The organism is Caballeronia cordobensis (genome assembly GCF_001544575.2).
Taxonomy (GTDB): domain Bacteria; phylum Pseudomonadota; class Gammaproteobacteria; order Burkholderiales; family Burkholderiaceae; genus Caballeronia; species Caballeronia cordobensis.
In genome coordinates, this window is the sequence record NZ_FCNY02000007.1 from 176983 (window position 1) to 192148 (window position 15166).

The 15166-nt window shown below is 65.6% G+C and carries 8 protein-coding genes; 4 read left to right on the top strand and 4 right to left on the bottom strand.

The window, feature by feature from the left end; translation table 11 throughout:
• The first annotated feature begins 292 nt into the window (after positions 1–292).
• Together AWB70_RS15330 and AWB70_RS15335 are read left to right on the top strand one after the other, a co-directional pair.
• On the top strand, positions 293–2215 hold the full coding sequence (locus AWB70_RS15330; protein WP_053569080.1) for an amylo-alpha-1,6-glucosidase: 1923 nt from the start codon (positions 293–295) through the stop codon (positions 2213–2215).
• A gap of 84 nt (positions 2216–2299) precedes the next feature.
• Positions 2300–5038 carry an MGH1-like glycoside hydrolase domain-containing protein gene (locus tag AWB70_RS15335; protein WP_053569081.1) on the top strand — a complete coding sequence of 913 codons (2739 nt, stop codon included), beginning with the start codon at positions 2300–2302 and terminating at the stop codon, positions 5036–5038.
• A gap of 465 nt (positions 5039–5503) precedes the next feature.
• Here AWB70_RS15335 and AWB70_RS15345 read toward each other — a convergent pair whose 3' ends face one another.
• Positions 5504–7828, bottom strand: a complete 2325-nt coding sequence (locus AWB70_RS15345) for an FdhF/YdeP family oxidoreductase (protein ID WP_053569083.1) — start codon at positions 7826–7828, stop codon at positions 5504–5506.
• Between the two features lie 149 nt (positions 7829–7977).
• Here AWB70_RS15345 and AWB70_RS15350 point away from each other — a divergent pair, with 149 nt between their 5' ends.
• Positions 7978–9402 (top strand): aminotransferase-like domain-containing protein, encoded by a 1425-nt coding sequence (locus AWB70_RS15350; RefSeq protein ID WP_014250557.1) that lies wholly within the window; start codon positions 7978–7980, stop codon positions 9400–9402.
• Entirely contained in the window at positions 9386–9655 is a 270-nt protein-coding gene (locus AWB70_RS15355; RefSeq protein WP_053569270.1) for a helix-turn-helix domain-containing protein, read from the top strand. Before AWB70_RS15350 ends, AWB70_RS15355 begins: the two co-directional genes overlap by 17 nt.
• Before the next feature lie 46 nt (positions 9656–9701).
• On the opposite strand, the gene AWB70_RS15360 is transcribed toward AWB70_RS15355, so the two are convergent.
• From AWB70_RS15360 to AWB70_RS15370, 3 genes are all read right to left on the bottom strand, one after another.
• The gene (locus AWB70_RS15360) at positions 9702–10841 is read right to left on the bottom strand and encodes a TAXI family TRAP transporter solute-binding subunit (protein WP_063177198.1); all 1140 of its coding nucleotides are present in this window, start codon (positions 10839–10841) and stop codon (positions 9702–9704) included.
• 187 nt (positions 10842–11028) lie between these two features.
• Positions 11029–12996: a zinc ribbon domain-containing protein gene (locus AWB70_RS15365; protein WP_053569084.1), complete on the bottom strand. Its 1968-nt coding sequence runs from the start codon at positions 12994–12996 to the stop codon at positions 11029–11031.
• 579 nt (positions 12997–13575) lie between these two features.
• Positions 13576–15159, bottom strand: coding sequence for an aldehyde dehydrogenase (NADP(+)) (locus tag AWB70_RS15370; RefSeq protein ID WP_053569085.1), 1584 nt, complete (start codon positions 15157–15159; stop codon positions 13576–13578).
• Positions 15160–15166 lie beyond the last annotated feature (7 nt).

Here is a 15166-nt window from a genome sequence, read left to right on the forward strand (position 1 = left end):
GCAGCGCGTAGCGCTGTGCCGGATGTATGATTGCTGATCCAGTTACGTTGGTGGACTGGCTTGCCGGATCGTGCGCGATCCAAGCCCGGTTCGCCTACGAGGGCACTCGCTACTCCGGGTTCCATTCAGCCAATCGCCTGTGCCGCGGCCGGCATGAAGTACTTTGGATGGGGATAGCTGCTTTCTTTGGTTACTTTCTTTGCAGCAGCAAAGAAAGTAACTGCCGCCCCGCACAGGGGCAGTGCTAATAGACCGACGCGAAAGCAGGTTCAACGAAAGAAGCCCAAAGCCCATGACTCGAATAAACCGCCCAGAAGGACAAGAAAACCTGGAAGCCGAATGGCTAGAACCCGACGCCTACGGCGGCTTTGCCTCAGGCACGGTCGGCACGATGCGCACCCGCCGCTACCAGGCGCTGCTGCTCACGGCAACCCAACCGCCCGCCGGCCGGGTCGTACTTGTGAACGGCATCGAAGCATGGCTAGACATGAACGGCACACGCATCCCGCTATCGATGCAACGTTACGCCCCCGACATTCTCTATCCCGACACTTCAGCAAACTTGCTTTCGTTCGACACAGACCCATGGCCAACCTGGCAATATCGCATCGATGAAAACACAACCGTAATCGCCGAAACATTCGTCGCAAAGGAAACCAGCGAAACGGTCCTACGCTGGCGCATCGCACAAACAACAAACAACGCGATAAAACTCGAAGTCCGCCCGCTCCTGTCGGGCCGCGACTACCACGCGTTGCACCACGAAAATCCGGCCTTTTCCTTCGATGCCACGCTCGAAGGCGAGCGCGTGCAATGGCAACCCTACGGCGACCTGCCCACGATCTGCGCGACGTCGAACGGCGCTTACCAGCACGCGCCCGACTGGTACCGCAACTTCTGCTACGTGCGCGAACGCGAACGCGGGCTGGATTTCACCGAGGACCTCGCGACGCCCGGCGTCTTCACCTTCGATCTCGCGCGCGGCGAAGCCGTATTGATCCTGCACGCCCACACGGGCCACGAGAAACCATTCGACGAAACCGCAACGGCACGCGCGGCGCTCCTCGCATCGCGCGAAACGGAGCGCCGCGCGGCGTTCGGCTCGCGGCTCGCGCGCAGCGCCGATGCCTACGTCGTCAGGCGCAACGTCGGCAAGACGATCATCGCGGGCTTTCCGTGGTTCACCGACTGGGGCCGCGATACCTTCATCTCGATGCGCGGTCTGCTGCTCGCGTCGGGCCGGTATCAGGAAGCGGAATCGATCCTGCTCGAATGGGCCGACACGATCTCCGAAGGCATGGTGCCGAATCGTTTCCCCGACAGCGGCGGCCTGCCGGAATACAACTCCGTCGACGCCTCGTTGTGGTTCGTCGTCGCCGTCCACGATTATCTGGCCACGGGCCACGCGCACGCCGCGACCACGAGCCGCCTGCAACGCGCCGTCGATGCGATCCTCGACGGCTACTCGCGCGGCACGCGCTTCAACATTGCCGCCGATGCCGACGGCCTGCTGCGCGCCGGCGTGCCCGGCGTGCAACTCACGTGGATGGACGCGAAAGCGGGCGACTGGGTCGTCACGCCGCGCATCGGCAAGCCGGTCGAGATTCAGGCGCTGTGGATCAACGCGCTGTCCATCGCGAGCGCGTGGAACCCGCGCTGGCAGGCGTTGCGCGATCAGGCGCGCGCATCGTTCGCGGCGCGCTTCGTCGATCCGGATACGCACACGCTCTTCGATGTCGTCGACGCCGATCACGCGCCCGGCAAGATCGATCACGCCATTCGCCCGAATCAGATCTTCGCGGTCGGCGGATTGCCGTTCGCGCTCGTCGATGGCGAGATCGCGCGCGCCGTCGTCGAACAGGTTCAGACGCAGCTTCTGACGCCGCTCGGCCTGCGCACACTCGCGCCGTCCGACCCGGCCTACAAGGCCCACTACGCGGGCGGCGTGCTGGAACGCGACGGCGCCTATCACGAAGGCACCGTGTGGCCGTGGCTGATCGGCCCGTTCGTGGAGGCCTGGGTGCGCGTGCATGGCGCGGCGGGCGCGCGCGAGCGTTTCCTGACGCCGCTCTATGACCATCTGGATCATTACGGGCTCGATCACATCAGCGAAGTCGCGGATGCCGACGCGCCTCACGTGCCCGGCGGCACGCCCTTTCAGGCATGGTCGCTCGCCGAATTCATGCGCCTCGACAAGCTGCTCGGCGGGACTTGAGCGCGCGGCGCGCGTGACGGCATCAAAACGCGCTAAATTACGAGTCTTGCCCGCCGGCTCGCACGCCGCAACGAGGAGAGGTTCATGCCGAAATCGCGTCCCGTCAATCAGATCGACACCGTCGAAGGCTCCCGGCTGCATTCGAAGGACGGCCCGCGCTGGCAGCGCTGGGGACCGTATCTGAGCGAGCGTCAATGGGGCACGGTGCGCGAGGATTACAGCGAATTCGGCACCGCGTGGGAGTACTTCCCGCACGATCACGCCCGCAGCCGCGCGTATCGATGGGGCGAAGACGGCATTGCGGGCTTCGGCGACGACAAGCTCAACTGGTGCGTCTCGCTCGCGCTCTGGAACGGCTGCGATCCGATCATCAAGGAGCGCCTCTTCGGTCTGACGAACGAAGAGGGCAATCACGGCGAGGACGTGAAGGAGCTCTATTTCTACATCGACGGCACGCCGACGCATTCCTACATGCGCATGCTCTACAAGTATCCGCATGCGGCGTTTCCGTATGCCGATCTCGTCGATGAAAACGCGCGCCGTGGCGCCGACATGCCCGAGTACGAAGTGCTCGACACCGGCGTGTTCGACGACGAGCGCTACTTCGACGTGCAGGTCGAATACGCGAAGCACACCGCCGACGACATCCTCATGCGCGTGACGGTCGAAAATCGCGGCAACGTGGCCGCGACGCTCGACGTGCTGCCGCAAATCTGGGCGCGCAATACGTGGTCGTGGAAGCCCGCGCCGATCAGGCCTTCGCTGAAAGTCGCGACCGTGGAAGGCGAGGGCACCTACGTGCTCGCGCAGCAGGCCGCGCACGAGCCGATGGTCGTGACCGCCTGGTCGCCGGGCGGCGCGAACATCGAATGGCTGTTCTGCGAGAACGAAACCAACGTGAAGCGGCTCTTTCGCATGGAAGGCGAGGGTCCGTTCAAGGACGGCTTCAACGACTACATCCTGAACGGCGACGAAGACGCGATCCGCCGCGACACGGGCACGCGCGCGGCGGCGCACGCGCACTTGCGGCTCGAAGCGCATGGCAAGGCCGTGGTCTATATGCGCTGGCGGCCGGAATCCGCGCCGGACGCGGTTGCGCTCGACGCCGAAGCGCTCTTCGCCCGCCGGCTCGCCGAAGCGGACGAGTTCTACGGCGCGCTGCAACACGACATCGCCGACGCGGATCAGCGGCTCGTGCAGCGCCAGGCGCTCGCGGGCATGCTGTGGTCGAAGCAGTACTATCAGTTCGACGTGACGCGCTGGCTCGACGGCGATCCGCTTCAGCCGAAGCCGCCGAAACAGCGGCGCTCCGGGCGCAACGCGGACTGGCGGCATCTGTGCAACGCGGACATCGTGTCGATGCCGGACAAATGGGAATATCCGTGGTACGCGTCGTGGGACCTCGCGTTTCATGCGGCCGCGTTCGCGCTGATCGACCCGGAGTTCGCGAAGCGTCAGCTGCTATTGCTCGTGAAGGACCGTTATCAGCATCCGAACGGCCAGTTGCCCGCTTACGAGTGGGCGTTCAGCGACGCGAACCCGCCCGTGCACGCCTGGGCGACCTGGCGCGTGTACGAGATCGATCGCGCGATCACCGGACGCGGCGACCGCGATTTTCTGGAACTCGTGTTCCACAAGCTGCTGCTGAATTTCTCGTGGTGGGTGAACCGCAAGGACGCCGACGGCAAGAACATCTTTCAGGGCGGCTTTCTCGGGCTGGACAACGTCGGCATCTTCGATCGCTCGTCGCCGCTGCCTACCGGCGGTCACATCGATCAGGCGGACGGCACCGCCTGGATGGCCGCCTACGCGCTCGACCTGATGCGCATCGCGCTGGAGCTCGCGTATGCGAACAAGGTGTTCGTCGATATCGCCGTGAAGTTCTTCGAGCACTTTCTGTATATCGCGGAAGCGGTGAGCTGCGAGGACAACTGCGAGACGGGACTCTGGGACAGCGAGGACGAATTCTTTTACGACAAGCTGCGCCTGCCGGACGGCTCGAACGTGCCGATGCGCATCCGCTCGATCGTCGGGCTCATTCCGCTTTTCGCCGTGCATGTGCTGGAGCCGAAGGTGTACCGTTCGCTGCCGGAACTGCGCGAGCGTCTGCACTGGTTCCTGGAGCATCGCACCGATCTCGCGCGGCTCGTGTCGCGCTGGAACGTGCAGGGGCAGGGCAATAGCGTGCTGTTGTCGCTGTTGCGCGGGCATCGCATGAAGGCGCTCATGAGGCGCATGCTCGACGAAACCGAATTCCTCTCCGATCACGGCGTGCGCGCGCTCTCACGCGTGCATCTCGACAATCCGTTCGTCTTCTATCACAACAGCGAAAGCTTCAGCATCCGCTATCTGCCGGCGGAATCGGATTCGCGCGTATTCGGCGGCAACTCGAACTGGCGCGGCCCCGTTTGGATGCCGGTCAACTATCTGCTGATCGAATCGATTCACGAGTTTCATCGCTATTACGGCGACGATTTCCGCATCGAGTATCCGACGGGTTCGGGGCAGAAGTTCTCGCTCGCGCAGATCGCCGACGAGCTCGCGCGCCGCGTGACCACGCTCTTTCTGCTCGACCGGAACGGCGAGCGGCCCGTCATGGCCGCGTACCCGCTGCTGCAGGCCGATCCGCGCTCGCGCGATCTCGTGCTGTTCCACGAATACTTTCACGGCGACAACGGGCGCGGCGTCGGCGCATCGCATCAGACCGGCTGGAGTGGACTGGTTGCGCTGCTGCTGCAACCGCATGCGACGGGGCCGTCCGGCGTGGTGCCGCTCGCGGGCGAAGCCGATGCGGACATTCAGGAGTTTGCCGGCGCAAAATGACGGACCACGAAGTTTCGGCGTTTCACGAAAAGTCAACCGTGTTACGCCGAAGCCGTAGTTCGGAATAATCTTGTATTGCTTGCGTCTCCGACTGGGTACATTGACAAATTACAAGTACCTGAAACAGTTTGGAGAACGGAATGAATCGTTCTGTTGATACTTATTCCATGAGTGGCTATCGGCTGAGCACGGGCGTGACCGGTGTGGCCCACTTCGAAAACGAGCAGTGCCCGCCGTTCGTCATGGTCATGCTCGTGTTTGCCGCCGCCATGCTGGGCGGCGTGTGGTTCAGCAGCGAACTCAACAGCGTTGCGGCCGGATTGATCGCATGGGTCGCGATTCTCGCTACGCTGGGCGCATTCGTCGATCGCCGGTTCAGCGGCGCGAAGGCGCTCGAACGCCGCATCCGCCGGCGGCAGAAGGCGCGTCTGCATGCGCTTTGCGGCGGACCGGCAAGCGGCGTTTTCAGGCAGCCACGGCCTGACGGGAGCGCGTCAACAACACGGGAATGGACTTCGACGTCGGCGTACCGGCGCCATCCGCGACCGACGAAAGCGGCACGAGCGGGTTAGTCTCCGGGTAATACGCGCCGAGGCAGCCACGCGGAATGTCGTATTCGACCAGCGTGAAGCCGTGCACGCGGCGCTGCACGCCGTCGTCCCACACGCTCGTAATATCCACAACTTCGCCCGGCTCGAAGCCGAGCATATCGATATCCTCGCGATTCGCGAACAGAACGTGCCGCTGCCCATACACGCCGCGGTAGCGATCGTCGAGACCGTAGATCGTCGTGTTGTACTGATCGTGCGAGCGTGTGGTCATGAGCGTCATCAGGCGCTCGCCGTGAAGGGCGCGGGCGCGGTGAATCGGCGTATCGAACGCGATCTCGTGCACGATGAACTGCGCCTTGCCGCTCGGCGTCATCCAGACGCGATCGCGCGAGGCTACGCCGAGATGGAAGCCGCCGGGCTGCTTCAGCCGCTCGTTATAGCGCTCGAAGCCGTCGATGACTTTCTCGATGCCATCGCGAATCAGCGCATAGTCGTTCGCGTGCGCGAGCCAGTCGACCTTGCCGGAGCCGAGCGTCGCATCCGCCATGCGCGCGACGATCGCCACTTCGGAAAGCAGGTTGGGCGAGGCCGGCTTGTTCATGCCGTAGGAGATGTGCACCATGCTCATCGAATCCTCGACGCTCACGCCTTGCGGCACGCCGTTCTGCATGTCGATTTCAGTGCGGCCGAGCGTCGGCAGAATGAGTGCGTCGTGGCCATGCACGAGATGGCTGCGATTGAGCTTCGTCGTGATGTGCACGGTGAGATCGCACGCGCGCATCGCTTCCCAGGTGCGCGGCGTGTCGGGCGTCGCGATCGAGAAATTGCCCCCGAGGCCGATGAACACCTTCACCTTGCCTTCGAGCATCGCGTGGATCGTGTCGACCACATCGTAGCCATGCTCGCGCGGCGGTGCGAAATCGTAGGCTGCGCCGAGCCGGTCGAGAAACGCCTGCGCCGGCTTTTCCTCGATGCCCACCGTGCGGTCGCCCTGCACGTTCGAATGGCCGCGCACCGGGCATAGCCCCGCGCCGCGCCGGCCAATATTCCCGCGCATCATCATCAGGTTCGACAGAAGCTGAATCGTCGGCACGGAATTCTTGTGCTGCGTGAGGCCCATGCCCCATGTCGCGATGACGGCGCGGCCCTTCGCGTAGATATCGGCGAGCTGGAGGATGCCGTCCATGTCCACGCCGGATTCCGCGACGATCGCATCCCAGCTTTCGGCGCGCAGGTCGTCGGCGAATGCGTCGAAGCCGACCGTGTGTTCCGCGATGAATTCGACATCGAGCACGCGTTGCGCGCCGGCGGCCAATGCGGCGTCATCCAGTTCGATCACGCGCTTGGCGACGCCCTTGATCAGGGCGAAGTCGCCGCCCACTTTCGGACGGATGAACACCGAGCTGATCTTCACGCCCTTCGGCGAAAGCATGTCGAGCGGGTGCTGCGGGCTCGCGAAGCGTTCGAGGCCGCGCTCCTTCAGCGGATTGATCGATACGATGGTCGCGCCGCGCTTCGCGCAGTCGCGCAATTCGCCGAGCATGCGCGGATGGTTCGTCGCCGGATTCTGGCCGAAGAGCAGCAACGTGTCAGCGTGCTCGAAGTCGTCGAGCGTGACCGTGCCCTTGCCGATGCCCACCGTATGCGGCAAGCCGCGGCTCGTCGCTTCGTGGCACATGTTCGAGCAATCGGGGAAATTGTTGGTGCCGAACATGCGCACGAACAACTGATACAGAAACGCGGCTTCGTTGCTCGCGCGGCCCGATGTGTAGAACGCGGCCTGATCCGGGTCGTGAAGCTTTTTCAGATGCCAGGCGATCAGCTCGAACGCCTGCTCCCATTCGATCGGCACATAGCGGTCGCGCTTCGCGTCGTAGACGAGCGGATCGGTCAGCCGTCCGTGCTGCTCCAGCTCGTAGTCCGATTGCGTCATCAGCGAGGCCACCGTGTGCGCTTCGAAGAACGCGGGCGTGACGCGCTTGCTCGTCGCCTCGGCGGCGACGGCCTTCACGCCGTTTTCGCAGAACTCGAACGTCGATGCGTGCTCGCGGTCCGGCCACGCGCAGCCGGGGCAATCGAAGCCGTCGGGCTGGTTCTGCTTGAAGAGCGTCCGGTAGTTGCCGCCCGCGACCCGCTCCTTGACGAGATTGATGGCGACCTGCTTCAGCGCGCCCCAGCCGGCGGCGGGATGCGTGTAGGGCTCGATGCGCGGTTCGACGCGGACTTCAGGCTTCTTCATGGCGTTGGTTCAAGACGGAGCAAGCGATGAACGAAGCGTACTGTGTTCCGAATCGAGCGCGGCGCACAGAAAATGCGAAATCAGAGGGATACAGTTGCGACGTTTTGACATAGACTGCGACTCATATCGATCAGAAAGGAAAACGCGCGTTGAAGCTCTACGAGAAGCTCGCCGACGAAATCGAGGAAGCCGTGCGCCGCGGCGTATTCGCGCCGGGCGAGAAGGTCGCGTCCGTGCGGCAGGCCAGTCAGCAGCACGACGTGAGCATCAAGACGGTGCTGCACGCGTACGCGATTCTGGAAAGCCGCGGCATTCTGGAGACGCGCCCGCAGTCCGGTTACTTCGTGCGCGCGACGCTCGCGACGCTCAAGCCCGAGCCGAAGCGCCCGGCGCGCGCGCTGGCGGTGGCGTCGGAAGTCGATGTGAGCCGGCTCGTGCTCTCGACCTTGCGCAGCATCCGCGCGCATGACGCCGTGCCGTTCGGCTCGCCGTATCCCGATCCCGAGCCGTTTCCGTGGCGGCGCATCAACCAGTACGCGAACGCGATCGCGCGGCGGCATGCGACCTGGAATCTCATCGACGATCTGCCGCCGGGCAATGGCGAACTGATTCGCCAGATCGCGCGGCGCTATGCGGAAAACGGCGTGCCGGTGGACCCGGAGGAGATCGTGATCACCGTCGGCGCGACCGAGGCGATCAACCTGAGCCTGCAGGCGGTCGCGAAACCGGGCGATACGGTCGCGGTCGAATCGCCGACGTATTACGCGATGCTGCACGCGATCGAGCGCCTCGGCATGCGCGCGATCGAAGTGCCGACGCATCCGGCGGAGGGCATCGATATCGATGCGCTCGCGCAGATCATCGCGCGCAGAAAGATCGCCGCGTGCATGGTGATGCCGAACTTTCAGAATCCGCTCGGCTTTCAGATGCCGGACGAGCGCAAGCGGCGGCTCGTCGAACTGTTATCGGCGCACGAGATTCCCGTCATCGAAAACGATGTCTATCACGAGCTTTATTACGGCGATGCGCGGCCGTCGGCGCTCAAGAACTTCGACACGAAAGGGCTCGTGCTGCATTGCGCGTCCTTCTCGAAGAGCCTGACGGCGTCGTACCGGATCGGCTGGGCGATGCCGGGGCGGTATCGCGCGCAGGTCGAGAAGCTCAAGTTTCTCAATACGCTGACGACGCCATCGGTGCCGCAGGTCGCGATCGCGGATTATCTGCGTCAGGACGGCTACGATCGGCATCTGCGGCGCGTGCGCAAGCTGTATCGCCAGCAGGCGCGCATCATGAGCGCGATGGTCGAGCGTTTTTTCCCGGCGGGCACGCGCATGTCGGCGCCGCAGGGCGGCTACGTGCTGTGGGTCGAGTTGCCGGAGCGCGTCGATTCGATGCGGCTTTATCGCGCGGCGCTCGAATGCGGCATCACCGTGGGGCCGGGCTATATGTTTTCGACGCGCAATGCGTTCAGCCACTTCATCCGGCTCAATTACAGTTATCCGTGGACAGCACAGAGCGAGGCCGCGCTGCAGCGGCTGGGCGCGCTCGTGAAGGAGCATGCAAGTGAACGATGACATCGATCCGGCGCTCGTCGCCGTGCTGGCGCAGCTCTGGCGGGCGCACGGCGAAACGCCGGCGCGCGCGTGGTCGCTGGCGAAGCTCGCGAAGCAGTCCGGCCTGCCGATGAGCGCGCTGCGGCGGCTATTGACCGCGCTGGCGGAAGGCGGGCTGGTCGAGGTGCGGACGAGCGAGGAAGGGACGGGCAGCGCGTGGCTGACGGAGGATGGCGTGGGGTTTTGCGAGGCGGTATTCGATCAGGGCGGCTGAAAAGAGCGCGGGATGACGCCCCGCGCTCACCTCGAACGCTCCACCATCACTGATCGCACAGCAACAGCAGCTTTTCCTGCGCGGTGCAGCTTTCCTTCTTCGGCTTTTGCGTGGTGGCGTCCTGCTGACGCGTCGCGACCCTGCGCGTCGGATTCTGCGACTGATCCGCCGCCGCATTGCGCTGCGCGATGCACGCGCGCAAGTGCTTTTCCATCGGCGGATAGTATTTCCAGCCCTTCGTGAGCGGCGGCAATTCCAGATGCACCTGCTTCCACTTCGGATGGCCCTGCGCCTGCAGCGTGTCGAAGTTCGTGCACAGCGAATCGGCGAACTTCGACAGCGCGCCGACCGTGCCGCGCAAACCGTAGTCGTAGGTCACGAGAAACGCCTTCACGGTGAGTGTCGGCGTGTCTTCCTGAATCCAGTTCGGATAGCTCGTCGTGCGGATCGTCGCCGGGAAATACGTCTGCTTGGCGCGCGCGGTTTCCTGCGCGGCCGAATCGAGGCGCAGCAGCTTGATCTGCTTCAGCAACTCGGGATTCATGTCCTGAAAGAGCTTGGCCGGCTGCCCCGCGACGATCACCGCGACATCGATCTTGCCGACGATCAGCCGCGCGAGCGAATCCTCGTTGTTCAGATGCTGCTCGCTGGCCTCGGCGATCGGCTCGCCGAACATCAGCCGGTACAGCGTTTCCGCCGATTGCGCCGTGCCGCTGCCGATCGGCCCCACGCTGATGTTCTTGCCCTTGATCTCGTGGATGTACTTCATCGGCGAATCGGCGCGTGCGACGAAGTAAATCTCTTCGTCGTAGAGCGGCATGATGAGCCGCAGCGGCTTGATGATCTTGCCGGCGTCGGTGTTGCCCGAGGTCGCCATGTCCATGTATGCCTGATACACATCCGACTGCACGAGCGCGAATTTCACGCCGGGCTCGTAGCGCATGCGCTGCACGTTTTCCGCCGATCCCTTCGAGGGCAGCACCTCCAGTTCGATGCCCGCCGGCTCGGCCACGTACTTCGACAGATCCTGACCGATCTGGATATACGTGCCGCGTTCCTGGCCCGTCGTGATCTTGTAGGGAATCGGATCGGCGGCAAAGCTCGATGTCGCGCCGATCAGCCCGGCGATGGCGAGAAGCGCCAGCGCGCCCCGTGCGGCGTTGCGCATGTCTTTCCTGGTGAACATGATTGACCCTTTAATCGGAGTTGGAACGGGTGCTTTTTAAACTCGCGCGATACGGTTGACCCTTCGCGGCGCGCGCAATCTGCTCATGCCCGGTCATTCACATGCGTTGGCACGCGAAGCTGCGTGACGTGTGTGCCTGCCGTGCGGTTGTCTCTGTATGTACTTGTTCTTGCGTCGTTCTTTATTTTTAACGCGACGGCTTCGGCGTCGATTCGCCGCCGCTCCAGCCGTATTGCTTGATGGCGCGTTCGAGCTCCTCGGTCTTGTCGGAGTCAATATGCGAGCCCGCCGGCATGGCGGCGAACTGGGGCGACGTCGCCGCGGCGGCCGCCGGCTGCGTGGCGCGCGGGGCGGCGGCCGCCGGCGTGCCGGGCTGGCTGACGACGGGAACGCGCTGCGGCTGCGCGGTGGCCGTCTGGGCGGCCGGCTGCGCGCTGGCCGCGGGCGTGCGCGGCACGGCGGCCTGCATCGTCGAAGTGGAAGGCGGCAGCGCGCTGCTCTGGTTGGCGGGCTGGGCCGCGCGCGGCGCCGAGGCGCGCGGGGCGGGCGCGGACGGTTGCGGCGGATCTTCGCCCAGGTAATACGCGCCGCGCGAGTTGGCCGGGCGCGCGGGCTGCGCGGCCTCGTCGCCGAGATAGTACGGCGCGCGTGGATTCGCGCTTCGGGCGTTGGCCGAAGCGGACGGCTGCGCTTCTTCATCGCCCAGGTAGTAGGGTGCGCGCGCCGTGTTGCTCTTCGCCGCAGGCTGCGGTGACGATGGCGCCGCAGCCTGCGCCGATGGCGTCGCCGGCCGGGGTGCCTGCGCGGCGGGCGCGGGCGGCGGCGTCATCGTCGTCGCGACGGTGGGCGGCGGCATGATCGTCGCGGTGAGCGCGTCGGTCGCCGCCTGGCCCCGCGCAATCTTATCCGCGCGCGCATCTTCTTCGGCCTGGCGCGCGGCGGCGGCGCTCCGTTGCCCCGGCCGGCGTTCCGCCGCGGGTTTCTGCGCGAAGGCGTTGGGTTTCGCGCTCGGCGCGGCCGCTGCAACGTTTGCCTGAGCGGGAACGGGCGCGGGAGCCGCTGCGCCGGCCCTTGGCGCAGCCGCGGCGGCGGTGTTCGCCGTGTCGCCCGCGGCAGGCCCGGCGCCGGGCATCTTCTTCGCGAGCGCGGCGGCCGCCGTCGGGGCGAGCCAGCCCGCATGCGAGATCACGCGTTCGAGCATCGCCTGCGATTCGATGTTGCTGCCGTCGAGCGCGAGCGCCTCGCCCGCATTCTGCTGCACGCACGCCCACGCGGACGTCCGCTCGCACGCGCGCGCGAGTTGCAACGCGGCGTCGCGCTGCGCTTCGCGCTTGACGAGCTCGTCCTTCAGGGTTTCGTACTCGGCCCGCGCCTGCTGCTGCGCCGGCAGGACCTTGAGCAACGCGCGGGCGCTGGCGAGGTCGTGCTGATCGAGCGCGAAGCGCACGTCTTGCAGCGCATCGCCGGAACTGGCTCTGGCCGTGCGGGTGTCGGCCGGTGCGTGACGCTCGGCCGTGACGGGCGCCGTCGGCATGACGGAGGTGCTGGACGTGTCCGTCGCGCCGCGCACGAGCGCACCAACCTTTGAGTCGATCGCGCCCGAGACGCTGTGTTCGGCGGACGGCGTGCCGACGTGATCGGAATCGCCGAGCTGGTAGTAGAACATCGCGCCGAGCACGAGGACGAGCCCGCATGCGCCCGCGATGATCGTCTTCTTCTGGCTCCACCGGTCGGAGCCGGGCAGGGCGTCGGGATCGTTGCTGGATTCGGCGTAGGCGTTGCGCGCGGATTCCTCGGCGCGGCGCGTGCGATATTCCGCCGCTTTCTGGGCGATGCGCTCGCTCGCGCGCTCCGTCCAGCGCGAGCGCAGGCCCGGCTCGACGCGCTCGGACGCCTCTCCCCGCCCGCCGATCGAGCCGGAAGCATGAGATGCGGAAACGGAAGCGGAAGCCGAAGCGGACGCCAGCGGCGCGGCCGCCTCGTCGAAAATGGGTGCGCGCGGTTTCTCGGCGCGGGCCTCGCGCTTCTGGCCGAACGCGGCGCTGCGGTCGGCGCCGCAATTGGGGCAACTGTCGGCGTTCTTGCGCACCGTGCTGCCGCACCGCTGGCAGACGACGGAGAACATGGATGCGGGAAACGTCAGACGCGTGGTCATGCTGGAGCCCTCGAAGGACGTTTGCGTGAGCTTGCCGATTTCGCGTGGCCAATGCGCGCCGAGTCGCGCGTAGTCGCAGGGACGCGGTCCCGCGGCAGCAATCCTTCGTTTTGTTTCCTCGCTTGCGATGGGCGCTGGCGGGAAACGACATTCCGACTATGGTTCAACCGCTATCGGACGTCAATTGCCTTTCGCACCTATTCCGGACCGCGATCTTAAGCGACTACACCACTGCGCGGCGCGCCTGGTACGGCGCAAAGCGCGAGGCGTCTCGCTCACGATGTTTCTGACATTTTGGGATGGCGCCGGCGGTAGTGAACCGCCAATCCTTAGCCGTTAGACGACAAGGGAGCGTGGCGGCCGGATAACCCACTGATGCCAAAGCGATTCTCGCGCGCGGCCGGGCGTTGTAGCGCGCCAACGGCGGGATGCTGGCGGCAGGAAAAAGGCGGGCTAAAATCGATAAGGTTTCCGAATCGTCGTCCGGAATCAGCGCTTTTCGTCCGCCGGGCAGACGTAAAAATGCCCGCGGCGCGAAATCTCGCGCCGCGGGCCGTAGCGACTGGACCGGAGAAAGGCTTACTTGGCCAGTTGCAGCTTGCCGTCGATGCGGCGGTTCAGGCCGAGCGGATTGTCCGTCTTGAGCGCGTCGGGCAGGAGCGCGTCCGGCAGATCCTGATAGCTCACCGGGCGCAGGAAGCGGTTGATCGCGAGGCTGCCGACCGAGGTCGAGCGGCCATCCGCCGTGGACGGGTACGGGCCGCCGTGGACCATCGCGTGGCCGACTTCCACGCCGGTGCCGAAGCCGTTCACCAGAATGCGGCCGGTGCGGCGTTCGAGCGCGGGCAGGAAGCCGCGGGCGTCGGCGTGATCCGCTTCGTCGATGTGCAGCGCCGACGTCAACTGGCCTTCCAGCGATTCGACCAGCGCGAGCATCGTCGCGAGATCCGGGCAGCGCACGACGAGCGACGACGCGCCGAAAATTTCTTCCTGCAGTTCGTGGCTCTTGCGGAAGGCGTCGGCGGTGGTGACGAACAGCGCCGACTGGCCCTGGTTCTCGCCCTTCGCCTCGACGCCGCGCGCGGCGGTGGTCACGCCTTCATGACCGGCGGCGCGCGACACGGCGCTCTGGTAGGTCTTGCAGATGCCCGGCGTGAGCATCGTCTGCGCGGCGGTTTCGTTCAGCGCCGCCGAGGCCGCTGCGATGAACGTCTCGAGATCCGGGCCGTCGACGGCGAGGATCAGCCCCGGATTCGTGCAGAACTGGCCCGCGCCGAGCACGAGCGAGCCGACGAACGCCTTCGCGATGCCTTCCGCGCGGTTCTTGAGCGCGTTCGGGAACAGCAGGACCGGGTTGATGCTGCTCATTTCCGCGTAGACGGGGATCGGCTCGGCGCGTGCCGCCGCGATCTTCATCAGCGCCGTGCCGCCGCCGCGCGAGCCGGTGAAGCCCGCCGCCTTGATGCGGTTGTCCGCCACGAGACCCTGGCCGACGTCGCGGCCGCTGTCGAACAGCAGCGAGAACGTGCCTTCAGGCATGCCGCAATCCTTCACGGCCTTCTGCACCGCGCGCCCGACGAGCTCCGCCGTGCCCGGATGCGCCGAGTGCGCCTTGACGATGACCGGGCAGCCGGCGGCGAGCGCCGACGCCGTATCGCCGCCCGCGACCGAAAACGCGAGCGGGAAGTTGCTCGCGCCGAACACCGCCACCGGGCCGACGCCGACATGACGCAGGCGAAGATCCACGCGCGGCAGCGGCTTGCGTTCCGGTTGCGCCGGATCGATGCGCACGCCGAGGAAATCGCCGTTGCGAACCACGTCCGCGAACATGCGCAACTGGCCGACCGTGCGGCCGCGCTCGCCTTCGAGACGCGCGCGCGGCAGGCCGCTTTCGATCATGCAGCGCTCGATCAGGTCGTCGCCGATATCGAGGATGTTCTGCGCGATCGTTTCGAGGAACGCGGCGCGCGCTTCGGGCGCGGTCTCGCGATACACGTCGAATGCGGTCCACGCGAGCGCGCAGGCGCGGTCGAGATCGGCGAGCGTCGCGCCGCCGAAAGCCGGTTCGATGGCCGCGCCGGTCGAGGCGTTGACGGCCTTGATCGCGCCGTTCGAGCCGAAGACCGATTCCTGACCGATGAGCAGGTTGCCAGTGAGTTGCATGTTGTCT